The organism is Herbiconiux sp., from assembly GCF_023264895.1.
GTDB lineage: Bacteria > Actinomycetota > Actinomycetes > Actinomycetales > Microbacteriaceae > Herbiconiux.
Genome location: NZ_JAHFUY010000040.1, coordinates 1 through 24448 on the forward strand (window position 1 = coordinate 1; position 24448 = coordinate 24448).

Consider the following 24448-nt stretch of genomic DNA (forward strand, 5'->3'; position numbering starts at 1 on the left):
TCTCCGGGCACCCAGACGCCCGCGACCGCACCGGGCACTCCGTACGCGGACATGACGCCGTCGAGAGCCGCCTGCAGCTGATCCTGCAGCTCGACCGGGAGGTCGCCCTCGGGTGCGGCGGGGCGCTCCACGGCCGGGCGTGCGGTGGCGGAGACGGTGGGGCCCGCGTCGGCGCTCGGCACGGAGGTGCAGCCGGCGGCGAGCAGGGCGGTGGCGGCGACGGCGGCTGCGCCGAGGAGTCGGGCCGTGCGCGCGGAGGTGCGGGTGGTCGTCATGACTCACATGCTCCCGAATCGACGACGGCCGGGCAATAGACCTGTGTCCTCCACCCCGCCACCAGTGTTTACACGATCGACGATTCTGCAACACCCCGGAAACATGCGGTGCCGCCGCGCGTAACACGGTCCTGTCACTGTATGCGTTACCCGACGCCGACGCTGCGTCCCTTCAGAGAGGTCAGTTCGAATGGATCAAGGAAACACCGCCTTCCTACTCTTGGCCGCGGCCTTCGTCCTGTTGATGACACCGGGCCTGGCCTTCTTCTACGGTGGCCTCGTCAAGGCCAAGAGCGTCATCAGCATGATGATGATGAGCTTCGGCGCCCTGGGTCTCATCGGGGTGCTCTGGGTGATCTACGGCTACGCGATCGCCTTCCCGGGCTCCGAGGGCACGCTCGCACCGTGGGCGATCGACCTCTCGAACATCGGCCTCACCGCGGCACTCGAGACGCCCGAGGGCGCCCTCTACCCGCCGCTGGCCTTCGTCGCCTTCCAGGCCACCTTCGCCATCCTCACCGTCGCCCTGGTCTCGGGTGCGATCGCCGACCGGGCCAAGTTCGGGGCATGGATGGTGTTCGCCGCCATCTGGGCCACGATCGTCTACTTCCCGGTGGCCAGCTGGGTGTTCAACTTCGGCCTCGCCGAAGACGGCAGCTTCGCCTACGGCGGCTGGATCACGCACGGACTCCAGTCGGTCTTCGGCGTCGGCGCGATCGACTTCGCCGGTGGAACCGCCGTGCACATCAACGCCGGTGCCGCGGCGCTCGCGCTGGCTCTCGTGCTCGGCAAGCGCGTCGGGTTCCAGAAGGGCGTCAACGTGCCGCACAACCCGCCGTTCGTGCTCCTCGGCGCCGGCCTCCTCTGGTTCGGCTGGTTCGGCTTCAACGCCGGCTCCGAGCTCGCCGCCGACGGCACCGCGGCCCTGGCCTTCGTCAACACGATCGCCGCTCCCGCCGCCGCGCTGCTCGCCTGGCTCCTCGTGGAGAAGATCAAGGACGGCAAGCCCACCTCCGTGGGTGCGGCCTCCGGTGCCGTCGCGGGTCTCGTGGCGATCACCCCGGCCTGTGCGTCGCTCCACCCGATCTGGGCGATCGTGCTCGGTGTCGTCGCCGGTGCCGTCTGCGCCCTGGCGATCGAGCTGAAGTTCAAGTGGGGCTTCGACGACTCGCTCGACGTCGTGGGCATCCACCTCGTCGGCGGCCTCATCGGAACGCTCTACCTCGGCTTCTTCGCCAACAGCACCGGCCTCTTCATGGGCGGCGACGGATCGCAGCTGCTCGTGCAGGCGATCGCCGCGTTCTCCGTGCTGATCTACTCCTTCGTGCTGGCCTTCGCCATCGGCTTCGTGATCGAGAAGACCATGGGCTTCCGGGTGAAGAACGAGGACGAGATCGCCGGCATCGACACCGTCGTGCACGGTGAAGAGGGCTACGTCCTGGTCGACACCAAGTAGCACGGACCACGTAGTACCGAACAGGAGGTGCGCTGGATGTCGGAGTCATCTGACATCCAGCGCACTTCGCTGTTCGGCGCCCCCGTGCTGCTCGCCGGCCTCCGGCGGCTCCCGCTCGAGCAGGGGCGCGGAGGGGTGCGCGAGATCTGGGCGGGGGAGGGCCCCCACCACGAGCCCCGCTGGCAGCTGCGCATCGTCGACATGCGCGGGCCGCGGGGCATCCTCAGTGCCTCCGCCGGCTCGGAGCACTACGTGATCGGGCTCGCGGGGCCGCAGGTGGCCGTCGGCGACACGCGTTCGTCGGGTCAGGTGCTGCGGCGCGGCCGGGTCGTGCCCATCCGATCGGCCACGGTCGTGTTCGAACGGCCGAAGCTGCGTGCCGCCGGTGCCAGCTCGCTCGTGGTGCTGACGGCGTCGTCGCCGGCTCTCGCTCCCACGCTCACGCTGCAGACCGTGGAGGGCGCCGCGGTGATGGCCGCCGGAACCTGCGGTGTCGTCACGCTGCGACACGGCGTGCTGCTCGACGACGCCGACGTGCCCGGCCACGCGGCCACGCTCATCGATCCTCGCGGGCTGCACCGCATCCAGGTCGCCTCGGCGCAGGTGCTGACGCTCGTGAACCAGCAGCAGCCCTGACCGGCAGCACGGCCGGCCCGGTCTGCGGCCCCGACGGCAGCCTCGCCCGTCAGGCTCCGGAGAGGCGCCGCACGGCGTCGGCCCGCAGCACCCGCAGGCGCCGGTAGTAGGCGCTCAGCCGGGACACCAGCACGGCCGACGCGACGATCGAGATCGACGAGCCCAGCAGCACCGCGAGCGTTCCCTCGTCGGCCACCTCGGGCTGCGAGGCGAAGGCCAGCTCGTTCATGAGCAGCGACACGGTGAAGCCCACGCCGCCGAGCGCGCCCGCGGTGAGCAGCGCGTAGGGGGTGAGGTGCGGCCGCTTCTCGCGCGGGCCCACGAAGCTCGACAGCCAGCCCCCGAGGGCGATGCCGATGACCTTGCCCACGGGCAGGGCGATCAGGATGCCCCAGAACGGCGCCGCGAGCTCGGACGGCGACACCTGGGGGATGGCCACGAGGGCGGCCGAGAAGGCGAACAGCGGCAGGATGACGCCGTTCGTGACCGGTTCGAGGGCGTGGCGCACCCGCATGGCCGGCTTCCGCACCATCACGAGGCCGAGCGCGACGCCTGCGATCGTGGCGTGCACCCCCGAGAGGTAGACGAGCGACCAGGTGAGCACCGCGAGCACGACCATGGCCGCGACGGCGAGCATCTGATACCTGCCGCCGAGCAGCCGGCTGGCGAGGCCGAACAGCACCACACCGACCACCGCGAGCGCGAGAAAGAGGAGGTTGGGGTCGGCCGTGAAGAAGACCGCGATGATGACGATCGCCACGATGTCGTCGAGGATCGCCAGCGCCAGGATGAAGATCCGCAGTCGTGACGGGATGCCCTTTCCGAACACCGCGAGCACGCCGAGCGCGAACGCGATGTCGGTGGCGGTGGGGATGGGCCAGCCGCCCTCGTAGCCGGAGCCGGCGGTCACGGCGACGTAGATCAGGGCGGGCACCGCGACGCCGCCGAGCGCGGCGATGGCCGGGCGCACGGCCTTCGAGACCGAGTTCAGCTGCCCGACCGTGAGCTCGTTCTTGAGCTCGACGGCGACGACGAAGAAGAACACGGCGAGCAGGCCGTCGCTGATCCAGTGCCCGACCGACAGGTCGAGGGGGGTGCCCGGGATGGCGAAGTGCGCATCCTGCAGCTGCATGAGGGCAGGCCCGAAGGCCGTGTTGGCGGCGATGAGCCCGAGGGCCGCGGCGGCGAGAAGGAGGAACGCGGCGACGCGTTCGGAGCGGATGATGCCCATGCGGTGTCCTAGCTGCCCGGAGAGCGGGCGTCGGCGAATCGTGTGAGCGATCCCGTGACCGCCCGCCGACCAGACTTCCCGGCTCTCCGACATCGATCCTACCGCGACGGTCGGGTGCCCCTCAGGCGTGGGGTAGACTGGATCCTGCAACGCGGGGTGGAGCAGTTCGGTAGCTCGCTGGGCTCATAACCCAGAGGTCGCAGGTTCAAATCCTGTCCCCGCAACCACAGCACCACCAGATCAGAGGCCGTTTCCTGTCACATCGGGAAACGGCCTCTTCTGCATCTCGGCGCCTGCTGACGCTACGAGGCGCAGGCGGTGAGCGACTCGACTGCGGTGGTGAGGGTCGCCGTGCCGCCGAGGAGGGTGACGTGCGTCACGCCCTGGGCGCTCATCGCCGACAGGGTCGCCTGCGGCACGCAGCTGCTGTTCACCACGTAGAGCGGGGCGCCGATCGCGCCCGCCCAGGCGGAGCCCGCCAGAGCATCGGGGAACTTCAGGCCGGTCGCGAGGAACGCCCGGCTCGCTGTCGGGAAGGCGCGATTGTTGATGTTGGCCGAGGCGGCGAAGCGGTCGGCGCCGCCGTCGCGCACCACCGAGGTGATGCCGGCGACGGAGGCGAGAGAGGCCTCGATGCCCGGGGTGACCGAGTTCGGGCCACCCGCGATGACGACGTTCTTCACACCGAGGTCCGTGAGGGTGGCGATCGTGGCAGCGTCGAGGCTGCTCGCCTTGCCGTTCACGAGCAGCACCGGGCCGTAGGAGTTCGCGGCGGCCGCGCCGGCGCTGAGGGCGTCGGGGAAGTTCGCGCCGGTGGCCACGTAGGCCGTCTCGGTCTGGGCGCCGAAGGCGTACTCGCTCAGCGTGCGCGAGACCTCGTAGCGGTCGGCGCCGGCGATGCGCTCGGTGTTCGCTTGGATGCCCTTCAGCTGGTCGAACACGGCACCCGACACGGAGTTGGTGCCGCCGACCACCACGATGCGGCCCGGCTGCAGACGTTCGATCTCGGCGCGCACGCTGCTCGGGAGCGCGTCGGAGCGGGTGAGCAGCAGGGGGGCACCGAACCGCGCGGCGGCGGGCCCGGCGGAGAGGGCGTCGGGGTAGTTCGCGCCGGTGGCGACGAACACCGTGTAGGCGCCGCTCGGGTAGGCGCGCTCGGAGATGTTGACGGCCACCTCGAAGCGATCGGCGCCGGCCACGCGGTCGGGTCCGGCGGGCGGGGTGAGCACCGCCGAGGCGAAGAGGTCGTCGCCGCCACCGCAGCCGACGGGCCCGTCTGACGGGTCGCATCCGCTGGCCGTGTAGAGGGCGATGACGAGCGGGTCTGCCCGGTTGATCGTGTAGCTCTTGGTGAAGTGGCCGGTCTGCTTGGTCGCGGAGGTCTGCTCGAGGCCGAGGGCGGGCTCGTCGTAGAGAAGGGGCGGGCCGCCGATGACGGGAGCCGGCCGCACCGGTGTCGACTCGTTGCCTGGGTCGACCAGCAGCGTGACCAGACCGCCGTAGAAGACATCCGGAATCGTGGGGCTCGGCACGGAGGCGTAGTCGAAGTCGACCGTGAACCCCTCGCTCGTCGCCGTGATCGCGAGGTTCGAGATCTCGGGCCCGCTCCAGCCGCGAGGCCCCTGCGTCGGGGGCGTGGCGTAGCGGATCGGCAGCGGCCCGTTCGAGTCCGCCCGCTGCGGCGCCGCGACCGTCGCCGCGGTGTCGCCGGCGACCCCGGCCGCCGAGGCGGCCGAGGCGGAGACCGGTGCGATCAGTGCGAGGGCCACCACGGCGAGAGCCGAGGCGGCGAGGGATGCGGAGGTTCTGAACACAGACGGGTTCCTTCCGAGGAGCGGCACAGTGCTCCACAAAGTATCGAAGGCACCCCATCGTCCGCCGCCCCTGCTTTCAGGGGCGGCGGACGGCCGCGGCATCGTCTCACTACGTCACAGAAGCCCACACTCGTGGGCCGGCGGCAATCATGGCGTTCGTGACCAAACAGATCCGATTCAACGCCTTCGACATGAACTGCGTCGCGCATCAGTCCTCCGGCATGTGGCGCCACCCCGACGACCAGTCGTGGCGCTATAAGGAGCTCTCCTACTGGACGGAGCTCGCGAAGCTCCTCGAGCGCGGGTCGTTCGACGGCATCTTCATCGCCGACGTGCTCGGCACCTACGACGTCTACGGCGGCTCGAACGAGGCCGCGATCCGGCACGGCGCCCAGGTGCCCGTGAACGACCCGATCCTGCTCATCTCGGCCATGGCCGCGGTGACCGAGAACCTCGGCTTCGGCGTGACGGCGGGAACGGCGTACGAGCATCCGTACCCCTTCGCGCGCCGGATGTCGACGCTCGACCACCTCACCGGCGGCCGCGTGGGCTGGAACGTCGTGACCGGCTACCTGCCGAGCGCCGCCCGCAACATGGGCCACGACGATCAGCTGGAGCACGACGAGCGCTACGACGTGGCCGACGAGTACCTCGAGGTGCTCTACAAGCTCTGGGAGGGCTCGTGGGAGGACGACGCGGTCATCCGCGACCGCGACTCCGGCGTGTTCACCGACCCGTCGAAGGTGCACGAGATCGGCCACTACGGCAAGCACTACACAGTGCCCGGCATCCACCTCGCCGAGCCGTCGCCGCAGCGCACCCCGGTGATCTACCAGGCCGGGGCCTCTCCACGTGGCATCGCCTTCGCCGCCGGCAACGCCGAGGCCATCTTCGTCGCCGCCCCCACGAAGACCGTGCTTAAGGGTGTCGTGAAGAGCATCCGGGATGCCCTCGAGGAGGCCGGGCGCGACCGCTACTCGGCGAAGATCTACACCCTCATCACGATCATCACCGACGAGACCACCGAGAAGGCGCACGCCAAGCACGCCGACTACCGCAGCTACGCGAGCGAGGAGGGCGCCCTCGTGTTCATGTCGGGCTGGATGGGCGTCGACCTCTCGCAGTACGACCTCGACGAGCCGATCGGCAACGTCAAGAGCAACGCGATCCAGTCGGCCGTGTCGAACTTCCAGGCCGCCAACGACGACGGTGGCGAGTGGAAGGTGCGCGACATCGCGAAGCTCGGTGCCATCGGCGGGCTCGGCCCGTTCATCGTCGGCTCCCCGAGAGAGATCGCCGACGACCTCCAGGCCTGGGTCGACGAGACCGACGTCGACGGCTTCAACCTCGCCTACGCCATCACGCCCGGCACCTTCGAGGACGTGGTCGAGTTCATCATCCCCGAGCTCCGCCGCCGCGGCGCCTACCCCGAGGGCTACGCGCCGGGCACCCTGCGCAACAAGCTGCACGGCCGCGGCGACCGCCTTCCCGAGGAGCACCACGGCGCGCGCTTCTCGATCGGCCAGGCGATCACCACATGATCGGCCTCGAGCAGCTCACCAAGGTCTACGGTCACGGCGCCGACGCGACCGTGGTGCTCGACCACCTCGACTTCCGGGTCGAGGCGGGAGAGATCTACGCCGTGGTCGGCCCGAGCGGCGCGGGCAAGAGCACCCTCGCCGCCTGCGTGAACCTGCTCGAGCGGCCCACCTCCGGCTCCGTCGTGGTGAACGGCGACGTGCTCTCCGACCTCTCCGAGGCCCAGCTGCAGGTGGCCAGGCGACGGATCGGCACGATCTTCCAGTCGGACGGCCTGTTCGCCCGCCGCACCGCCGCGCAGAACGTCGCCCTGCCCCTGCAGTACCTCGGGGTGACCCCCGGCGAGACCAGGCGGCGCGTCGCCGAGCTGCTCGACCGGGTGGGGCTCGCGGATCGCGCCGGCCACTACCCGCACCAGCTCTCCGGCGGCCAGCGCCAGCGCGTCGGCATCGCCCGGGCGCTCGCGCTGAAGCCGACGGTGCTGCTGTCGGACGAGGCCACCTCGGGCCTCGACCCGCAGTCGACCGACGCCATCGTGTCGCTGCTGAAGGAGCTGCGCGACGACCTGGGCCTGTCGATCCTGTTCATCACCCACGAGATGGACACCGTGCTGCAGGTGGCCGACTCCGTCGCACGGCTCGACCACGGTCACATCGTGGAGTCCGGCCGCATCGTCGACCTGCTCCAGAGCCCGGAGTCCGACCTCGGTCGAGCGCTGCGGCCCTGGCGGGCCCATACCGAGCCCGAGACCGGCGAATCCGCGTGGCAGCTCGCCTACGCCGCCAAGTCGGTCCCGACCGACTGGATCACCCAGCTCGCCGCACGCCTCGGTGCGCCGGTCTCGCTGCTCGGCGCCTCGATCGAGACGGTCAACGGCGCCACCGTGGGCCACGCCACCGTCGGGCTGCCGCCGATCGACCCGCAGCGGGTCGTGGCCGCCGCCGACGAGCTCGGGCTCGCGGCCCAGCAGGTGTCGAGCGGCATCGCGGATCTGGAGCGGGTCGCGTGAGCGCGCTCGGCGGGTTCGGTGTGCTCGCCAACCAGACGGTGCCGCTCGGGGAGATCCCGGCCCTCGTGCTGCCGGCGCTCGGAGAGACCCTGATCATGGTGGGCATCACCATGGCGATCGTCGTGATCGTCGGCATCCCGCTCGGCTCGATCATCTTCAACCTCGCCCCCGGCGGCCTGTTCGAGAACCGCTCGCTGCACACCGTGCTCAGCTGGGTGATCAGCATCGGGCGCTCGCTGCCGTTCCTCATCCTGATGGCCGCGATCATCCCGTTCACCCGGCTCATCACGGGCACGAACATCGGCATCCCGGCCGCCGTCGTGCCGATGTCGATCGCGGGGATCGCGTTCTTCACCCGGATCGTCGAGAACTCGCTGCGGAGCATCCCGCCGTCGTACGCCCGGGTCGCGAAGGCCTCGGGCGCCTCGAACCTGCAGGTCATCCGCACGGCGCAGCTGAACGAGGCGGTGCCCTCGATCATCGGCGGCCTGACCATCAACACGATCGCGATGATCGAGTACTCGGCCATCGCGGGCACGATCGGCGCCGGAGGCATCGGCTACGTCGCCGTGACCTACGGCTACCAGCGCTTCGACAACACGGTGATGGGGGTGACGATCGTCATCCTGGTCGCCACCGTCGCCGCCGTGCAGCTGATCGGCGACCGGCTGGTGCGGTTCACCACGCCCCAGCTGCGCACCTCGTCCTCCTCCTCCTCTTCCTCCCGTCTCAAGACCGCCGTCCAGGCGTAAACGCACCCACCACACCGAAAGGCACAGCACAGCCATGTCCACTTCCACCCCTCCTCCCACCACCGATCACGGCTTCGAACTCACCAAGCGCCGTCGCTGGCCCTGGATCGTCGGCGGCGCGGTCGTCGTCGTCGGCGTGGCCGCCGCCATCACCGTCCCGCTCGTGACCACCTCCACCTCAGCCAACGAGATCGAGGGCGCGACCCTCACCGTCGTGACGGCCGAGGGCAACGCCGCCGAGGAGGCGCTGGTCGAGTTCGTGGCCGAGGAGGTCGCGCCGAAGTACGGCATCTCGGTGGAGTTCCGGGGGCTCTCGGACAGCACCACGCTGAACAGCGCGGTGAGCTCGGGCGAGGTGGCCGGCACCATCTACCAGCACAAGCTCTGGCTGAGCCAGGTGCTCGACGCCAACCCCGACTTCCGGGAGACCGCGGCGACCCCCGTGTTCCGCTGGGGCTTCGGACTGTGGTCGGACAAGTACGCCGACGTCTCCGAGATCCCGGACGGCGCCACGATCTCGCTCTACTCCGACCCGGCGAACGAGGCCCAGGGCCTGCAGATCCTCGAGACCGCCGGCCTGATCACGCTCGACGACAGCATCGACAAGTCGTACGCCACGCAGGACGACATCGTCGAGAACCCGAAGGACCTGCAGTTCGTGCTGCTCGACTTCGCCGCTCAGTCGCGCGCACTGCCCGACCTCGACGCCGCCGTCGGCTACACCGAGTACTACCTCGCCGCCGGCATCCCGATCGAGCAGCAGATCTACGCCCCCACGGCGCCCGACGACTTCGCCGGGCAGCTCACGGTGGGCACCGACTACCTCGACACCCCGAACATCCAGAACCTCATCGCGGCGTTTAAGGACCCGGCCGTGCAGGAGTTCCTGGCGACCGACCCGACCGTGAAGGGCATCCTGCTGCCGCTGGATCAGTAGGCGTCGCTGCCGGCGGAGGCCCACGGGTCGTCTCCGTGGGCCCTCGCTACAGTGTCGTCCGCAGCTCGGCCCGGGTGAGCGCGGGCGGTTCCGAAAGAACGGTGCCGAGCGCCGACGCACCGTCGGGTGTGGCACGGAACACGCGATACGCGTCGTCGTCGGCAAGCGTCGCCCATCTCTCGACCACGATGTAGTGGGTGGGGTCGTCGATGTCCACCGTTATCTCCACGCCGAGACAGCCCGGGCGGCCGCGGGTCACCTCGAGGGTCTCCTCGATGAGAGCTGCAGCGCCGTCGAGGGCCTCGGTCTTCACGCGCAGTTCGAGTACGGAGATCACGGTCATGAGTTCACAGTAGACGTGCCTCGGCGATGTCGTCAGAACCGGGTTCGGCGGAGCGTTCTGTCGGTGCCATCCCCGGTCAGGTGGTGCGGCGGCAGACCTCCTCCCAGGGGGTCGGCTCGAGGGCGAAGTGGGCGCGGGTGGCGGAGTCGTCGAGCACGTAGGGGCGGGTCCACTGGTACGAGAGCTCCTTCAGCTCGCGCAGCATCGGCGAGAAGAGCTCGCCCGCGCGCAGCGCGAGTGCCGGGATCGGGCTGACGGGCACGGGGGAGAGGCCCGCCGCCGTGAGCACGTCGCCGAGCGCCTGGCGCTGGGAGCGCGGCGGGTTCGAGGGCACGTTCCAGAGGCGGCCGTGCGACGACTCGTCGGCGGCCGCCGCGATCAGGAGGCGGGCGACATCCTGCACATCGGTGAAGGTGTGCGGCATGTCGGGGTCGCCGAGCACCCGGGCCCGCTTGCCCCGGCGGGCGGCGGGCAGCTGCCGGCTGATGTGGCCGTTGACCCCCACACCCGTGCCCATGTAGTCGGAGCCGCGCACCTCCACGGCACGCACCCGCCCGGCAGCGTGCGCCTGGAGCGCGTCAGCCCAGAGGCGGGCCCGCAGCACGCCCTTGTGGTCGACGGCGGCGTCGGGCAGGCCCTCGTGCATCGGCTCGTCGACGGGGCCGTAGGGGTAGAGATTGCCCGTGATGGCGTAGACGGCCCCCGTGCGCTCGGCCGTGGTGAGGAGCGCCGCGGCCAGGGGCGGCCAGGTGACGTCCCACTGCGTGTAGTCGCCGGGGTTGGCGCAGTTGTAGAGGGCTGACGCGCCGGTCGTGACGGCCGAGAGGGCGTCGGCGTCGTTCGCATCGACGCGGATGCCGCGCACCCCGGGGAGACCCGGATCGGTGCCGGACCGCGTGGCGACGATCACCTCGGAACCCCGCTCGGCGAGCTGGGCGGCGACGTGGCGGCCCACGGGGCCGGCTCCGACGATGACATGGTGATCGGACATGGACGACTCCTTCTGAGAAAACGAGAGCGGTGCTCTCTGTGCATGAGCCTGGCAGATTGGGGATCGAGAAACAAGAGCAGTGCTCTCATTTGTTGCGGATGCTCTCGATCACGGCCAGAGTGGTCGGATGACACCCGTCGACCACCCTGCACCGGCCGCCTCACCGGCCTCCCCGCCCCGTGCCCGCACCGTGCGGGAGCGCGCCCGCGAGCAGATCACGGCCGAGATTTTGACGGCGGCCCGCATCCGCCTCACCGAGTCGGGGCCGGGCGAGCTCTCACTCCGGGCGGTCGCCCGCGACGTGGGAATGGTGTCGTCGGCGGTCTACCGCTACTTCGCGAGCCGCGACGAGCTGCTCACCGCCCTGCTCGTGCTCGCCTACGACGAGCTGGGGGCCGCGGTGGAGCAGGCCGAGGCGGCCGTGACCGACCGCCACGACGTGGTCGGCCGCTGGCGCGCGGCGTGGCTCGCCGTCCGCGGCTGGGCCGTCGCTCATCCGGGCGACTACGCGCTGCTCTACGGATCGCCGGTGCCGGGCTACGCCGCGCCGCAGGTCACGGTGGAGCCCGCGACGAGGGTGATCGTGGTGATCCTCGGGATCGTCATGGACGCCACGGCCGCAGGCTCCCGGATGCCGGAGCCTCCGGGTTCCGGCGACGACGCCCCCGTCGTGGCCGGCGCGATCGGCTTCGCCCAGGAGCGCGGGCTGATGCAGGCCGAGGCCCCGACCGAGCTCGTGGTGCGCACGCTGATGGGGTGGACGACGGTGTTCGGCACGATCTCGTTCGAGCTGTTCGGCCATCTCGTGGGGTCGGTCTCGCGAGCCGATGACTACTTCGAGATCGTGATCGACCGGCTCGCCGCCGACCTGGGGCTCACCGAGGCGGACTGAGCGTCAGCCCTCGAAGGCCGCGGTGTCGATCTCGATCTGCACGGGGGACCGCTCCAGCACCTCGCGCGGGGAGCGGTGGGCGGGCGCGGACGGCGCCGGGGATCGCTCGGCCGAGGGCGCGATCGGATGCGTCTCCGTCGCCCCTGGCTGGAGCACCACCCGCGAGCCGTGGTGCCGGAACGTCAGCGCTTCGCCTCCCGTCAGACCGTAGGTGGCCTCGAGCGGGGTGATCGAGACCCGCAGCAGGCCGCCCGCGATCCGCATCCCGAACCCGAGGCGGCTGATGCCCGGCGGCAGCCGCGGCGCGAAGAGCAGTTCGTCGGGCGACTGCCGCAGGCCGCCGAAGCCCGCCACGAGCGCGAGCCAGAGGCCGCCGAGCGCCGCGATGTGCAGTCCCTCGCTCGTGTTGCCGTGCAGGTCGGCGAGATCCTGCAGCGCGGTCTCGCGCACGTAGTCGAGGGCGAGCGTGCCGTAGCCCACCTCGGCGGCCACGATGGCCTGCGAGGTCGCGGAGAGCGACGAGTCGCGCACGGTGAGCGGCTCGTAGTGGTCGAAGTCGCGGCGCTTCTGCTCCACGGTGAAGGCGTCGTGCCGGAGGTACAGGGCCAGCACGAGGTCGGCCTGCTTCACGACCGCCTTGCGGTAGAGGTCGAGGTACGGGAAGTGGGAGTGCATCGGGTAGTCCTCCGGCGAGGTCGACTCGAAGTCCCAGGGCGCGTGGCGGGTGAAGCCGAGGCTCTGCGGATGCACGCCGAGCTCCTCGTCGAACGGCACGCTCATGCGGTCGGCCGCCCGGCGCCATTCCCCGATCTCGTCGACCGTAACGCCCAGCCGGCCCGCGGCATCCGGGAGCGCTGTCGCCTGCGCCGCCGCCTGCTCGAGGTTGCGCTGGGCGAGCAGGTTGGTGTGCACGTTGTCGTCGGCGATCGCCGAGTACTCGTCCGGCCCCGTGACGCCGTCGAGGTGGAACCGGCCGTCGCGGGCGTGATGGCCGAACGAGACCCAGAACCGCGCTGTCTCGACGAGCAGCTCGAGACCGGTCTGCTCGAGGAACGCCGTGTCGCCGGTCGCCGCGACGTAGCGGGTCACGGCTGTGGCGATGTCGGCGCCGAGGTGCACGGCCGCGCTGCTCGCGGGCCAGTAGCCCGAGCTCTCGCGGCCGTCGATCGTGCGCCACGGGAACATCGCGCCCGCGAAGCCCAGGTGTGCCGCTCGGTCCCGCGCCGCGGGCAGCGTGGCATGCCGCCAGCGCAGCGCCGCGGCGGCCGCCTGAGGGCGGAGGTGGCTGAGGGCGGGCAGGGCGAAGGTCTCGGTGTCCCAGAAGGCGTGCCCGTCGTAGCCGCGACCGGTCAGGCCCTTCGCCGGAATGCGGCCCTCGGCGCGGACCGACGCCTGCAGGAGGTGGAAGAGCGCGAAGCGCGCAGCCGTCTGCAGGTCGGGGGCTCCCTCGACGTCGAGCGAGGCGTCGTGCCAGTGCTCGTCGAGCGCGGCACGCTGCTCGGCGACCAGGTCGTCCCAGCCCGCCGAGAGCGCCGACAGCGCGGCGGACGACACGTCCTCGAGCAGGGCCTCCGAACCGCGCTCGCCGGAGAACTCGGCGGCGACGATCTTCGTGAGCCGCAGCGGCCGGCCCCCGGTGAGCGTCGCCGCGACCGTCGCGTAGGCACGTCGGGGCGAGGAGGCGAGGGCGAGGGCGCCGGCGGCGCCGGCCGCGCCCCCGATGAGGTGCGCGCAGGCGGAGGCCGTCGTGAGGCGGCTCCGGCGGGTGCGGGCGGCCAGGCGGAGGAGCCCGTCGACGACGTCGTGCTCGATCGGCTCGAGCGGGTCGACGAGCGCCGCGGCGATGGCGGGCTCGTCCTGCCCGTCGGGCTGATCGTCGTCGGCAAGCAGCTCGGACCGCACGACGACGGGGACCGGGCCGCCGTGTGCGTCGGCACTCTCGAGCGTGAGGTCGATCGCTCCGACCGAACGCCGCGCGAAGGAGACGAGTCGCGTCGAGGTGAGGCGGATGCGCGAACCGCCCGGCGACGTCCAGTCGAGGGTGCGGGTCGCCACCCCGGAGCGCAGGTCGAGGCGCATCCGGTGCTCGTGCACGGTTCCGGTGCGGACATCGAGTGCGTCGTCGCCCACCGTGATCCGGAGGAGCGTGCCGTTGATCGGCTCGACGACGGTCTGGCCCGAGCCGGGGTAGCCGTAGCCGTCTTCGGCGTAGGGCATCCGGTGCTCCTCGAAGAACCCGTTGAGGTAGACGCCGGGGGTGGCGCACGGCTCGCCCTCGTCGAGGGTCGCCCGCCAGCCCACGTGCCCGTTCGAGACCGCGAAGAGGCTCTCGACGCGCGGCAGGTCGTCGGCCGTGATGTCGTCGGCCACCACGGCCCAGGGCTCGAGGATCACGCGCATGCCGTCAGCCCAGCCGCTCGCGGAGGGCGGTGAGGTCGGGCCGGCCGCCCGGGCGCGCGACCGTGGATCTGGCCGCATCCGCCGCGAGTGACGCGGCGTCCTCCGGTGCCAGGCCGGCGCGGAGCCCCGCGACGAGCCCGACGCTGAACGCGTCGCCGGCACCGGTGGGGTCGACGACGGTCTCGTCGGTGCCGAAGGCGACGAAGCGCTCGCCGCCCGGCCACACGACGAGGTCGCCCTCGCCGCCGACCGTGAGCGCCACGACATCGGCGCCCCGGTCGAGCAGGGTCTTCGCGGCCGCGCGGGCGTCGGCCGGGCTCGCGATGCCGAAGCCCGTCAGCTGCTCGGCCTCCACGGCGTCGGCGCGCACGATCGAGGCCAGGGCGAGCAGCTCGTCAGCCCCGGGCCCCGACACCCCGCCGTCGAGCGCGACGGCGATCCCGAGGTCGTGGGCGCGGCGGGCCAGGTCGAACAGCACGGGCAGGGGCTGCTGCAGCTGGAGGCAGAGCGTGTCGACCTCGGGGAGGAGGTGCTCGACGGCCGCGAGGTCGCCCGGTCGCAGCAGCGACTCCTCGGGCACGCGCTCGAACAGCCGGCGCGAGCCTCCCGGTCCCACGATGTCGGTGAGCAGTCCGGTCGTGCCGCGGCGCGCCACCACCGGGCGGATCCCGTCGGCCTCCAGCTGGCCGAGCAGGTCGTCGCCCTCGCGGTCGGTGCCGATCACGGCGAGCAGGGCGACCTCGGCGCCGAGCTGCCGCCAGCCGACGGCCTGGTTGGCGCCCTTGCCGCCGAGCAGCTCCCGGCGCTCGCCGACGCGTGTGCTGCCGCCGTCTGCCGGGAACCCCTCGGTGAGGAGCACGAGGTCGCGCGCGACCTGTCCTGCGACCAGCACGAGCCCGTCTCCTTGCATCTGCATGCACCCCTGCCTACCACGACGATCAGGCGTAGGGTCTGCGGCACATGAACGTTCAGCTCCCTCCCCGCGGTCGTCGGCGGCCGGCCGTCGTGGCCGGTCTGTCTGTCGTGGCCGGTCTGGCCGTCGTCGCCGCGCTCCTCGCGGGCTGCTCGTCCCTCGGCCCGGGCAGCGAGGAGGCGACCGACGCGACCACGCGGTTCTTCGAGTCCCTCGCCGAGGGCGACGGCACGGCGGCGTGTGCGCTCCTCAACGAGTCCGCCCGCGAGGCGGTGGAGGAGCAGACGGATGCGCGCTGCGCCGACGGCGTGCTGACGCTCGGCCTCGACCCGGATGCGCGGCCGGACGGCACCGAGGTCTACAGCCGGGCCGCCTTCGTGCGGACCGGACCCACCGCCGTCTTCCTCACCCCGGGCGACGACGGGTGGCTCATCCGCGCCGCCGGCTGCGAACCCGTCGCCGACGCGCCCTTCGACTGCGCGCTGGACGGGAGCTGACATGCGCACGGTCTTCACCTCCTACCTCGTCGTCATCGTCGCCGGGCTCGTGGCCTTCTTCGTGATCGGGCTGCTCGGCCGATGAGCGCCGTGAAGCGATTCCTCCGCGACAACAGCCTCTCGCTGTTCTTCGGCGCGATCTTCGTCGCCGCCCTGATCGGGCAGTCCTTCGCCGGACTCGCCGCCTACAACGACACCCAGGTCGCGGAGGGGCTCCGCGAGGTGGGCTACTGGCGCTTCGTCACGTCGTCGGACTTCGCCGTCGACGTCGCCGAGAACTGGCAGTCGGAGTACCTGCAGTTCTTCCTCTACATCTGGGCCACCGTCTGGCTGATCCAGCGCGGCTCGCCGGAGTCGAAGAAGCCGGGGAGCGAGGGCCCGGAGTCGGACGAGCAGCAGAAGGTGGGCCGCTTCGCCGAGGCCGACTCGCCACGCTCCGCCGCCGCCGACGGCCTGCGGCGGGTGCTGTTCTCGCATTCGCTGCTGATCGCGATGGGCTCGATCTTCGTGCTCTCCTGGCTCGCCCAGTCGGTGACGGGGGTCATCGCCTACAACGAGGAGCAGCTGACGAATCTCGAGGCTCCCGTCGACTGGCTCGGCTACGTCGTCTCCGCCGACTTCTGGAACCGCACCCTGCAGAACTGGCAGTCCGAGTTCCTCGCCGTCGGCAGCATGGCCGCCCTCTCGATCTACCTCCGCGAGCGCGGCTCCAGCGAGTCGAAGAAGGTCGGCGACCCGCACGCGCAGTCCGACACGGAGTAGGCGACCGGTCAGGCGCCGGGTCGGCCCTCCGTCGGCGGATCCGGCTCGAAGCGATAGCCCATGCCGGTCTCGGTGAGGATGTGGCGCGGGTGCGAGGGGTCGGGTTCGAGCTTCTTGCGGAGCTGTCCGATGTAGAGGCGCAGGTAGCCGGTCTCCTTCACGTCGGCGGTGCCCCAGATCTGGGTGAAGAGGTCGCCGTGGGTGAGCAGCCGGTGGGGGTTCCGCACGAGCAGCTCGAGGATCTTCCACTCCGTCGGGGTGAGCCGGATGGCGTTCCGCTGGCCCTCGCGCGTCACGACGTGGGCGAGGACATCGACGGTGACACCGCTCAGGGTCACGACCGGAGCGCTGGGCGCCGCGGCCGAGCTCCGCCGGGTGAGGGCGCGCACCCGGGCGAGCAGCTCGTCGATGGCGAAGGGCTTCGTGACGTAGTCGTCGGCTCCCGCGTCGAGCGCGTCGACCTTGTCGGCGGCATCCGTGCGCCCCGAGACGACGAGGATCGGCAGCTGCGACCAGCCGCGCACGGTGCGGATGACCTCCATGCCGTCGAGGTGCGGCATGCCGAGGTCGACGATGAGGAGGTCGGGCGGATGTGTGGAGGCGGCGGCGATGGTGGCGAGGCCGTCGCCCGCCGTGAGGATCTCGTGGCCCTGGGCTCCGAGGGTCACCCTCAGCGCGCGCAGGATCTGCGGGTCGTCGTCGGCGATCAGGATCCTCATGCGGTCACCGCCTGGAGGGTGACGACCATGGTGGATCCGCCGCGCGGGGTCTCCTCGAACTCGATGGTGCCGCCCATGCCCTCCACGAAGCCCTTCGAGAGGGCGAGGCCGAGCCCGAGCCCCGTCGAGTTGTCGGTGTCGCCGAGGCGCTGGAAGGGCACGAAGATGTCGTCGCGGCGATCCTCCGGCACCCCGGGCCCGCGGTCGATGACGCGGATCTGCACGGTGTCGTGGAAGGCAGAGGCGGCGACCACGACGTTCTGGCCCTCGGGGGAGTACTTGAGGGCGTTGGAGAGCAGGTTGACGAGCACGCGTTCGAGCAGCCCCGGATCGGCCTCGAGCTGCGGCAGGTCGGCCGGCAGGTCGAGGTCGACCGACTCCGGCCCCACCCCCAGCTCCTCGAGCACCGTCGGCACGAGGTCGACGAGGTCGACGGGCTCGAGGGTCACGGCGAGGGCTCCGGCCTGCACGCGGCTCACGTCGAGCAGGTTCGTGAGCAGGTCGGTGAGCTGCTTGAGCGACGTCTCGGCGGTGTCGAGCAGCTCGTCGCGGTCGCCGGCCGAGAGCGTGGGGCCCGAGCTCCGGAGCCCGGTGACGGCGGCGGTGGCCCCTGCCAGGGGTCGGCGGAGGTCGTGGCCGACGGCCGCCAGCAGCGCGCTCCGCACCTTGTCGGCGGCGGCGAGCGGTGCCATCTCGCGCGCGGTCTCCTCGAGGCCCGCGTGCTCGAGGGCGGTCGCCAGCTGGGTCACGATCACCCCGAGCAGCCTCCGGTCGGCCGACTGCAGGGAGCGCCCGTGGAGCTCGAGCGTGGCCTCCGGGTCGATCGGCACGCGATCCGGCTCGTCGTCGCGGGCGGGCTCGCCGTCGGAGGCGAGCACGCGGTCGCCGACGAGGATGCGCACGCCCGTGAGACCGAAGGCCTCCCGGGTGCGGGTCACGAAGGCCTGGAACGCGTCGTGCCCCCGCAGCACCTCGCCCGCGACCCCGGCGATGAGCTCGGACTCGGCGGCCGAGCGCCTGGCCGCGCGGGACCGCCTCGCCGCCTGGTCGACCACGATCGAGACGAGCACCGCGATCACGACGTAGAGGAGCAGGGAGAGGGCGTGCCGCGGATCATCGATGTGCACGGTGTAGAGCGGTTCGACGAACAGGAAGTCGAGGGTGACCCCGCTCAGCACCGCGGCGAACAGCGCCGGCCAGATGCCGCCGACGAGCGCCACCACCACGACGAGCAGCTGGTAGCTCAGCACGTCCGAGGTGATCGACTCCTCGCTGTGGAAGAGGGTGAGCAGCCAGGTGAGCAGAGGACCGCCGACGAGGGCGAGCACGAAGCCGTAGACGCGGCGGCGCACGGTGAGCGAGCCGTGCGGGTGGGGGAGGGCGAAGCGGCGGCCCCCGGCGGCCGCGTGGGTGACGATGTGCACGTCGATGTCGCCGGATTCGCGGATGACGGTCGAGCCGATCCCCGCGCCCGTGAGGAGAGCCGAGAGACGGCTCCGCCGACTCACCCCGATCACGAGCTGGGTGGCGTTCGAGGCCCGCGCGAACTCCACGAGCGCCTTCGGGATGTCGCTGCCCACGACCTGGTGGAAGGTGCCGCCGAGGCTCTCGACGAGCGAGCGCTGCGCCGCGAGCGCTCCGGGGTCGGAGGGGCGGAGGCCGTCCTGGCTCGTGACGTGCACGGCCAGCAGCTGCCCGCCCGCCGAGCGGGCGGCGATCCGGGAGCCCCGCCGCAGCAGGGTCTCGCCCTCCGGGCCTCCGGTGAGCGCCACGACCACGCGTTCGCGGGCCTCCCACTTCTGGCCGATGCCGTGCTCGGTGCGGTACTTCTGCAGCGACGAGTCGACCTCGTCGGCGAGCCAGAGCAGGGCGAGCTCGCGGAGCGCGGTGAGGTTGCCGAGCCGGAAGTAGTTCGAGAGCGCGGCGTCGATGCGCGCGGCCGGGTAGACGACCCCCTCGGAGAGACGGTCGCGGAGGGCCTGCGGGGCCAGGTCGACGACCTCGATCTGGTCCGCTTCGCGCAGCACGGCATCCGGGATGGTCTCGCGCTGGGGCACGCCCGTGATCTGCTGCACCACGTCGTTGAGCGACTCGATGTGCTGGATGTTGACGGTCGAGATCACGTCGATGCCGGCATCCAGGAGCGTCTCGACGTCGCGCCAGCGCTTCTCGTGGGCGAGGCCAGGGGCGTTGGTGTGGGCGAGCTCGTCGACGAGGGCGTACTGCGGAGCCCGGGCGAGGACGGCGTCGAGGTCCATCTCGTCGAGCTCCACGCCGCGGTGCGACACGAGGGTGCGGGGGATGATCTCGAAGCCGAGCGTCATGGCCTTCGTGGCGGCGCGCCCGTGGGTCTCGACCACGGCGACCACCACGTCCTTGCCCTGGGAGCGCAGCCGCCGGCCCTCCTCGAGCATCGCGTAGGTCTTGCCCACGCCGGGAGCGGCCCCGAGCAGCACCCGGAGCCGTCCCTGCTTCATCGTTCCTCCATGCTCGGAAGCCTAGGCGTCAGGAGCCGAGCTGCGAGAGCGCGACGTTGAGCTCGAGCACGTCGACGACCGGCTCGCCGAGGTAGCCGAGGTCGCGGCCCTGGACGGCCGCCTCCACGAGTCCGCGCACGGCGGTCTCGTCGAGCCCGCGGGCCCCGGCCACCCTGGCGACCTGCTGGTAGGCGTACTCCGGGCTGATGTGGGGGTCGAGACCGGATCCCGAGGCGGTGAGGGCGTCGACCGGGATGTCGTCGGCCGACACCCCGTCACTCTCGGCGATCGCGGCGCGGCGGGCCTCGATCTCGGCGATGAAGTCGGGGTTCTCGGGCCCGTAGTTCGAGCCCGCCGAGGCGCCGCCGTCGTAGCCGGCGGCGGAGGGCCGCGACTGGAACCACTCGGGAAGGGCCTCGCCGTCCTCATCGGCGAACGACTGGCCGATGAGGGCGGAACCGACGGGCTCGCCCCCGACCGACACGAGGGAGCCGTTGGCCTGGGCGGGCAGAGCGAGCTGGCCGATGCCGAGGATGACGACGGGGTAGACGATGCCGAGCGCCGCGGTGGCGACGAGCAGGTAGCGGAGGGCGACCCCGTAGGGGCGGGCGAACCCGCGGGTGGTGGCCATGACGATGTCCTTTTCTGTTCTGGTCTGTTCTGGTCTGTTCGGCGGGCTCTAGAAGCCCGGGATGAGGCTGACGACGAGGTCGATGATCTTGATGCCGACGAACGGCGCGATCACCCCGCCCAGGCCGTAGACGAGGATGTTGCGGTTGAGGATGCGCGAGGCCGACATGGGCCGGTACTTCACGCCGCGGAGGGCGAGCGGGATCAGCACGATGATGACGAGGGCGTTGAACACGACGGCCGACAGGATCGCCGAGGACGGCGAATGCAGCTGCATGATGTTGAGCAGCCCGAGGCCCGGGAAGACGGCCGCGAACATCGCCGGGATGATGGCGAAGTACTTCGCGACGTCGTTGGCGATCGAGAAGGTCGTGAGCGCCCCGCGCGTGATGAGCAGCTGCTTGCCGATCGCCACGATGTCGATGAGCTTCGTGGGGTCGGAGTCGAGGTCGACCATGTTGCCGGCCTCCTTCGCCGCCGACGTGCCCGTGTTCATGGCCACGCCGACGTCGGCCTGCGCGAGCGCGGGTGCGTCGTTCGTGCCGTCACCGGTCATCGCCACGAGCCGGCCGCCCTCCTGCTCCTTGCGGATGAGCGCGAGCTTGTCCTCGGGGGTGGCCTCGGCGAGGTAGTCGTCCACTCCGGCCTCCTCGGCGATCGCCTTGGCGGTCAGCGGGTTGTCGCCCGTGATCATGACGGTGCGGATGCCCATCGAGCGCAGTTCGGCGAAGCGCGACGCCATGCCCTCCTTCACGATGTCCTTGAGGTGCACCACGCCGAGGATCTGCGCCGGCCGCCCGGGCTCCCGCACGGCGACCACGAGCGGCGTGCCGCCGAGGCCGGCGATGCGGTCGGTCTGCTGCTCGAGCTCATCGAAGAGCGCGCCCCCCACAGTTCCGGTCTCCTTGGCCCAGGCGGTGACGGCGGAGCCCGCGCCCTTCCGGATCTGGCGGCCGTCGGCGAAGTCGACGCCGCTCATCCTGGTCTGCGCGGTGAAGGGCACGATCTCGCCGTCGACCGAGGCGGGCCGCTCGAGCCCCTGCTCCGAGGCGAGGTCGACGATCGACTTCCCCTCCGGCGTCGGGTCGGAGAGCGACGAGAGCGCGGCGGCGTCGCGGAGCGCGACGGCGTCGACGCCGGTGAGGGCGACGAAGTCGGAGGCGCGCCGGTTGCCGTAGGTGATCGTGCCCGTCTTGTCCATCAGCAGGGTCGTCACGTCACCGGCGGCCTCGACGGCGCGGCCCGACATCGCGAGCACGTTGCGCTGCACGAGCCGGTCCATCCCGGCGATGCCGATGGCCGAGAGCAGGGCGCCGATCGTGGTGGGGATGAGGCACACGAGCAGCGCGACCATGACCGCGATCGACGGTGCGGCATCCGAGTACCCCGCGATGGGGCCGAGGGTCAGCACCACGATGAGGAAGATCACCGAGAGGCTCGCGAGCAGGATGTTGAGCGCGATCTCGTTGGGCGTCTTCTGGCGGGAGGCCCCCTCGACGAGGCGGATCATGCGGTCGACGAACGTCTCACCGGGCTTCGAGGTGATGGTCACCACCACGCGGTCCGACAGCACGCGGGTGCCGCCCGTGACCGCGCTGCGGTCACCGCCGGACTCCCGCACCACGGGTGCCGACTCGCCCGTGATGGCCGACTCGTCGATGGAGGCGATGCCCTCGACGATGTCGCCGTCGCCGGGGACGAGCTCACCCGCGACCACGACGACCACGTCGCCGAGCCTCAGATCGGCCGAGGAGACCTGCTCGGTGCGGGCGGTCAGCGCGGCGGGATCGCCGGAGGCGTCGTAGCCGACGACCCTCGCGGCCATCGTGCTCGTGCGGGTGGACCGCAGGGTGGCGGCCTGCGCCTTGCCGCGGCCCTCGGCCACGCTCTCGGCGAGGTTGGCGAAGAGCACGGTGAGCCAGAGCCACACCGCGATGGCCCAGGTGAAGGCGAGCGAGGTGGCCTGCGGCCCCTCGACCACCGGCAGGAACGGCTGCGCGATGGCGATCACCGTGGTGAAGGCGGCCCCGACCTCGACGAGGAACATCACGGGGTTCCGCCACATCTCGCGCGGATCGAGCTTCTGGAACGCTCCGGGGAGCGACGCGGCGAGCTGGCGGGGGAGGGAGGTCATCGGGGGAGCCCTTCGGCGAGAGGTCCGAGTGCGAGCACGGGGAAGTAGGTGAGGGCGACGACGATGAGGACGACGCCCACGAGGAGGCCCACGAACTGCGGGCGGTGGGTCGGCAGCGTGCCGGCCGTGACGGGCACCGAGCCCTGGGCGGCGAGGGAGCCGGCGAGGGCGAGCACGAGCACGATCGGGATGAACCGGCCGAGCAGCATCGCCACGCCGAGCGCCGTGTTGAACCACGGGGTGTTGGCCGTGAGTCCCGCGAACGCGGAGCCGTTGTTGTTGGCGGCGCTCGTGAAGGCGTAGAGCACCTCGGTGAAGCCGTGCAGGCCCGGATTCCAGATCGACGTCGACTCGACGTCGTCGCGGATGGCCGGGACCGCGAAGCTCAGAGCGGTGCCCACGAGCACGAGGGTGGGGGTGGCGAGGATGTAGAGGCTCGCGAGCTTGATCTCGCGCGGGCCGAGCTTCTTGCCCAGGTACTCGGGGGTGCGGCCGACCAGCAGTCCGGCGATGAACACCGTGATGATCGCGATGACCAGCATGCCGTAGAGCCCCGCCCCGATGCCGCCCGGAGCGATCTCGCCGAGCATGATGTTGAAGAGCGTCATCATGCCGCCGAGCGACGTGTAGCTGTCGTGCATCGAGTTGACGGCACCCGTCGACGTGATGGTCGAGGTCGTGGCGAACAGCGTCGAGGCGGCGATGCCGAACCTCTGCTCCTTGCCCTCCATCGCACCGCCCGCGAGCTGCGGTCCGGTGCCCGCGCCCAGGATCTCGAACGTCGTGAGCGCCGCGAGCGACACCACGAAGAGCGTGCCCATGGCGGCGAGGATCGCGTAGCCCTGGCGGTTGTCGCCCACCATGCGGCCGAAGGCGCGGGGGAGCGAGAACGGGATGGCGAGCATGAGCACGATCTGGAACAGGTTCGTCCAGGGCGTGGGGTTCTCGAACGGATGCGCGGAGTTCACGTTGAAGAAGCCACCGCCGTTGTTGCCCAGCAGTTTGATGGCCTCCTGCGAGGCCACGGGCCCGCCCGGAACGGTCGCGGTGCCGCCCGTGAGGGTGGTCACCTCGGTGAAGCCGTTGAGGTTCTGGATGACGCCGCCCGCGAGCAGCACGATCGACGACACCACGGCGAGCGGCAGCAGGATGCGCAGCAGCGCCCGGGTGAGGTCGACCCAGAAGTTGCCGAGCGTTCCCGTGCTCCGGCGCGAGAAGCCCCGGATGAGGGCGACCGCCACGGCGAGACCGACACCGGCCGACACGAAGTTCTGCACGGCGAGGCCCGCGAGCTGCACCGTGTAGCCCATCGTGACCTCGGGGGAGTACGACTGCCAGTTGGTGTTGGTCACGAACGAGACGGCCGTGTTGAACGACAGGCCCTCGGGCACGGCGGGGAGGCCGAGCGAGTAGGGCAGCACCGCCTGCAGCCGCTGGAGCGCATAGACGAACAGCACTCCGACGAGGGAGACGGCGAGCACGCCCTTCAGGTATGCACCCCAGGACTGCTCACCGAAGGGATCGACACCGACGACACGGTAGAGACCGCGCTCGAGCCTCAGATGCTTCGCCGACGTGAACGTCCAGGCGAGGTAGTCACCGAGCGGGCGGTGGAGAACCGCCAGGATCAGTGCGAGCGTCGCCAGCTGGGCGACGAGGAGCCAGGCCTCCATGTCAGAACCTCTCGGGCTTGACGAGGGCGACCACGAGATAGGCCACGCCGGCCACCCCGAGGAGGGCTGCGGCGAGTTCGAGCACGATCACAGCCTCCCGACCCCCCGGGCGACCAGAGCGACCACGCCGAAGACGGCGAGGATCGCGACGATGTAGACGACGTCGAGCACGGATGTTCTCCCTCCGACCGGCGCCCGGAGTGGGCGCACGGGTACGGAGGTCGATCCTGTCCGCCCATCCGTCCTGATCCGGCGGTCCTAACGGGATCCTGACGCGGGTGCACCCCGGACGCCCCGAACCCGAACGGAATCCTGTCGCCGGGCCCCCGAGCGGCACTCGCCCGGGGGCCCGCCGGCGCTCGCCGCTG

Annotated in this window: 21 protein-coding genes, 1 tRNA gene and 1 pseudogene; 10 read left to right on the plus strand and 13 right to left on the minus strand. The window is 71.2% G+C overall.

Annotation, left to right across the window (positions count from 1 at the left end; translation table 11 throughout):
* Positions 1-275: pseudogene (locus tag Q0D57_RS09025) on the minus strand (hypothetical protein); the annotation flags it as partial.
* A gap of 190 nt (positions 276-465) precedes the next feature.
* Between Q0D57_RS09025 and Q0D57_RS09030 the strand changes: the two are divergent.
* Both Q0D57_RS09030 and Q0D57_RS09035 read left to right on the plus strand, forming a co-directional pair.
* A complete protein-coding gene (locus tag Q0D57_RS09030) occupies positions 466-1731 on the plus strand; it encodes an ammonium transporter (RefSeq protein ID WP_259527954.1) in 1266 nt (421 codons plus the stop codon).
* Between the two features lie 36 nt (positions 1732-1767).
* Entirely contained in the window at positions 1768-2367 is a 600-nt protein-coding gene (locus tag Q0D57_RS09035) for a hypothetical protein (RefSeq protein ID WP_291041761.1), read from the plus strand.
* Positions 2368-2416: 49 nt separating this feature from the next.
* Here Q0D57_RS09035 and Q0D57_RS09040 read toward each other — a convergent pair whose 3' ends face one another.
* Complete coding sequence (locus tag Q0D57_RS09040) at positions 2417-3598, minus strand: Na+/H+ antiporter NhaA (RefSeq protein ID WP_291041768.1); 1182 nt, start codon at positions 3596-3598, stop codon at positions 2417-2419.
* Between the two features lie 150 nt (positions 3599-3748).
* On the opposite strand from Q0D57_RS09040, the gene Q0D57_RS09045 reads away from it, so the two are divergent.
* Positions 3749-3825, plus strand: a tRNA-Met gene (locus Q0D57_RS09045).
* Between the two features lie 75 nt (positions 3826-3900).
* Here Q0D57_RS09045 and Q0D57_RS09050 read toward each other — a convergent pair.
* Positions 3901-5412, minus strand: a complete 1512-nt coding sequence (locus tag Q0D57_RS09050; RefSeq protein ID WP_291041771.1) for a cell wall-binding repeat-containing protein — start codon at positions 5410-5412, stop codon at positions 3901-3903.
* Positions 5413-5570: 158 nt separating this feature from the next.
* Between Q0D57_RS09050 and Q0D57_RS09055 the strand changes: the two genes are divergently transcribed.
* From Q0D57_RS09055 to Q0D57_RS09070, 4 genes are read left to right on the plus strand one after another with little or no spacing between them, the layout of a single operon-like run.
* Positions 5571-6953 carry an LLM class flavin-dependent oxidoreductase gene (locus tag Q0D57_RS09055; protein WP_291041790.1) on the plus strand — a complete coding sequence of 461 codons (1383 nt, stop codon included), beginning with the start codon at positions 5571-5573 and terminating at the stop codon, positions 6951-6953.
* Entirely contained in the window at positions 6950-7960 is a 1011-nt protein-coding gene (locus tag Q0D57_RS09060) for an ATP-binding cassette domain-containing protein (RefSeq protein ID WP_291041793.1), read from the plus strand. The genes Q0D57_RS09055 and Q0D57_RS09060 overlap by 4 nt, the downstream gene beginning before the upstream one ends.
* Positions 7957-8712: a methionine ABC transporter permease gene (locus tag Q0D57_RS09065; RefSeq protein ID WP_291041796.1), complete on the plus strand. Its 756-nt coding sequence runs from the start codon at positions 7957-7959 to the stop codon at positions 8710-8712. The genes Q0D57_RS09060 and Q0D57_RS09065 overlap by 4 nt, the downstream gene beginning before the upstream one ends.
* Positions 8713-8746: 34 nt before the next feature.
* Complete coding sequence (locus Q0D57_RS09070; RefSeq protein WP_291041799.1) at positions 8747-9649, plus strand: MetQ/NlpA family ABC transporter substrate-binding protein; 903 nt, start codon at positions 8747-8749, stop codon at positions 9647-9649.
* A 46-nt stretch (positions 9650-9695) separates the two neighbouring features.
* Here the strand turns inward: Q0D57_RS09070 and Q0D57_RS09075 are convergent, their stop codons facing one another.
* Together Q0D57_RS09075 and Q0D57_RS09080 are read right to left on the minus strand one after the other, a co-directional pair.
* A complete protein-coding gene (locus Q0D57_RS09075; RefSeq protein ID WP_291041802.1) occupies positions 9696-9992 on the minus strand; it encodes an antibiotic biosynthesis monooxygenase family protein in 297 nt (98 codons plus the stop codon).
* 76 nt (positions 9993-10068) lie between these two features.
* Entirely contained in the window at positions 10069-10983 is a 915-nt protein-coding gene (locus tag Q0D57_RS09080; protein WP_291041805.1) for an NAD-dependent epimerase/dehydratase family protein, read from the minus strand.
* Positions 10984-11110: 127 nt separating this feature from the next.
* On the opposite strand from Q0D57_RS09080, the gene Q0D57_RS09085 reads away from it, so the two are divergent.
* Entirely contained in the window at positions 11111-11875 is a 765-nt protein-coding gene (locus tag Q0D57_RS09085; protein WP_291041807.1) for a TetR/AcrR family transcriptional regulator, read from the plus strand.
* Positions 11876-11878: 3 nt separating this feature from the next.
* On the opposite strand, the gene Q0D57_RS09090 is transcribed toward Q0D57_RS09085, so the two are convergent.
* Both Q0D57_RS09090 and Q0D57_RS09095 read right to left on the minus strand, forming a co-directional pair.
* Entirely contained in the window at positions 11879-14275 is a 2397-nt protein-coding gene (locus Q0D57_RS09090) for a glycosyl hydrolase family 65 protein (RefSeq protein ID WP_291041810.1), read from the minus strand.
* Between the two features lie 4 nt (positions 14276-14279).
* Positions 14280-15191 carry a PfkB family carbohydrate kinase gene (locus Q0D57_RS09095; protein ID WP_291041813.1) on the minus strand — a complete coding sequence of 304 codons (912 nt, stop codon included), beginning with the start codon at positions 15189-15191 and terminating at the stop codon, positions 14280-14282.
* A gap of 44 nt (positions 15192-15235) precedes the next feature.
* On the opposite strand from Q0D57_RS09095, the gene Q0D57_RS09100 reads away from it, so the two are divergent.
* Complete coding sequence (locus Q0D57_RS09100; RefSeq protein ID WP_291041816.1) at positions 15236-15685, plus strand: hypothetical protein; 450 nt, start codon at positions 15236-15238, stop codon at positions 15683-15685.
* Positions 15686-15766: 81 nt separating this feature from the next.
* Entirely contained in the window at positions 15767-16447 is a 681-nt protein-coding gene (locus Q0D57_RS09105) for a DUF6766 family protein (RefSeq protein ID WP_291041818.1), read from the plus strand.
* An 8-nt stretch (positions 16448-16455) separates the two neighbouring features.
* On the opposite strand, the gene Q0D57_RS09110 is transcribed toward Q0D57_RS09105, so the two are convergent.
* From Q0D57_RS09110 to Q0D57_RS09135, 6 genes are read right to left on the minus strand one after another with little or no spacing between them, the layout of a single operon-like run.
* Positions 16456-17166 carry a response regulator gene (locus tag Q0D57_RS09110; RefSeq protein WP_291041822.1) on the minus strand — a complete coding sequence of 237 codons (711 nt, stop codon included), beginning with the start codon at positions 17164-17166 and terminating at the stop codon, positions 16456-16458.
* Positions 17163-19643 carry a DUF4118 domain-containing protein gene (locus Q0D57_RS09115; protein WP_291041825.1) on the minus strand — a complete coding sequence of 827 codons (2481 nt, stop codon included), beginning with the start codon at positions 19641-19643 and terminating at the stop codon, positions 17163-17165. The genes Q0D57_RS09110 and Q0D57_RS09115 overlap by 4 nt, the downstream gene beginning before the upstream one ends.
* Before the next feature lie 28 nt (positions 19644-19671).
* Positions 19672-20274 (minus strand): potassium-transporting ATPase subunit KdpC, encoded by a 603-nt coding sequence (gene kdpC / locus Q0D57_RS09120; RefSeq protein WP_291041828.1) that lies wholly within the window; start codon positions 20272-20274, stop codon positions 19672-19674.
* Positions 20275-20322: 48 nt separating this feature from the next.
* On the minus strand, positions 20323-22407 hold the full coding sequence (gene kdpB / locus Q0D57_RS09125; RefSeq protein ID WP_291041831.1) for a potassium-transporting ATPase subunit KdpB: 2085 nt from the start codon (positions 22405-22407) through the stop codon (positions 20323-20325).
* On the minus strand, positions 22404-24080 hold the full coding sequence (gene kdpA, locus Q0D57_RS09130) for a potassium-transporting ATPase subunit KdpA (RefSeq protein ID WP_291041834.1): 1677 nt from the start codon (positions 24078-24080) through the stop codon (positions 22404-22406). The genes kdpB and kdpA overlap by 4 nt, the downstream gene beginning before the upstream one ends.
* A 1-nt stretch (position 24081) precedes the next feature.
* Positions 24082-24171 carry a potassium-transporting ATPase subunit F gene (locus tag Q0D57_RS09135; RefSeq protein WP_173183582.1) on the minus strand — a complete coding sequence of 30 codons (90 nt, stop codon included), beginning with the start codon at positions 24169-24171 and terminating at the stop codon, positions 24082-24084.
* Positions 24172-24448: the final 277 nt, after the last annotated feature.

What these genes read in the sequence shown, in the direction of transcription:
- Q0D57_RS09030 (WP_259527954.1), top strand. Translation starts at nt 466, where the DNA reads ATGGATCAAGGAAACACCGCCTTCCTACTCTTGGCCGCGGCCTTCGTC.
- Q0D57_RS09035 (WP_291041761.1), top strand. Translation starts at nt 1,768, where the DNA reads ATGTCGGAGTCATCTGACATCCAGCGCACTTCGCTGTTCGGCGCCCCC.
- Q0D57_RS09040 (WP_291041768.1), bottom strand. Translation starts at nt 3,598, where the DNA reads ATGGGCATCATCCGCTCCGAACGCGTCGCCGCGTTCCTCCTTCTCGCC.
- Q0D57_RS09060 (WP_291041793.1), top strand. Translation starts at nt 6,950, where the DNA reads ATGATCGGCCTCGAGCAGCTCACCAAGGTCTACGGTCACGGCGCCGAC.
- Q0D57_RS09070 (WP_291041799.1), top strand. Translation starts at nt 8,747, where the DNA reads ATGTCCACTTCCACCCCTCCTCCCACCACCGATCACGGCTTCGAACTC.
- Q0D57_RS09075 (WP_291041802.1), bottom strand. Translation starts at nt 9,992, where the DNA reads ATGACCGTGATCTCCGTACTCGAACTGCGCGTGAAGACCGAGGCCCTC.
- Q0D57_RS09080 (WP_291041805.1), bottom strand. Translation starts at nt 10,983, where the DNA reads ATGTCCGATCACCATGTCATCGTCGGAGCCGGCCCCGTGGGCCGCCAC.
- Q0D57_RS09085 (WP_291041807.1), top strand. Translation starts at nt 11,111, where the DNA reads ATGACACCCGTCGACCACCCTGCACCGGCCGCCTCACCGGCCTCCCCG.
- Q0D57_RS09090 (WP_291041810.1), bottom strand. Translation starts at nt 14,275, where the DNA reads ATGCGCGTGATCCTCGAGCCCTGGGCCGTGGTGGCCGACGACATCACG.
- Q0D57_RS09095 (WP_291041813.1), bottom strand. Translation starts at nt 15,191, where the DNA reads ATGCAGATGCAAGGAGACGGGCTCGTGCTGGTCGCAGGACAGGTCGCG.
- Q0D57_RS09100 (WP_291041816.1), top strand. Translation starts at nt 15,236, where the DNA reads ATGAACGTTCAGCTCCCTCCCCGCGGTCGTCGGCGGCCGGCCGTCGTG.
- Q0D57_RS09105 (WP_291041818.1), top strand. Translation starts at nt 15,767, where the DNA reads ATGAGCGCCGTGAAGCGATTCCTCCGCGACAACAGCCTCTCGCTGTTC.
- Q0D57_RS09110 (WP_291041822.1), bottom strand. Translation starts at nt 17,166, where the DNA reads ATGAGGATCCTGATCGCCGACGACGACCCGCAGATCCTGCGCGCGCTG.
- Q0D57_RS09115 (WP_291041825.1), bottom strand. Translation starts at nt 19,643, where the DNA reads ATGAAGCAGGGACGGCTCCGGGTGCTGCTCGGGGCCGCTCCCGGCGTG.
- kdpC (WP_291041828.1), bottom strand. Translation starts at nt 20,274, where the DNA reads ATGGCCACCACCCGCGGGTTCGCCCGCCCCTACGGGGTCGCCCTCCGC.
- kdpB (WP_291041831.1), bottom strand. Translation starts at nt 22,407, where the DNA reads ATGACCTCCCTCCCCCGCCAGCTCGCCGCGTCGCTCCCCGGAGCGTTC.
- kdpA (WP_291041834.1), bottom strand. Translation starts at nt 24,080, where the DNA reads ATGGAGGCCTGGCTCCTCGTCGCCCAGCTGGCGACGCTCGCACTGATC.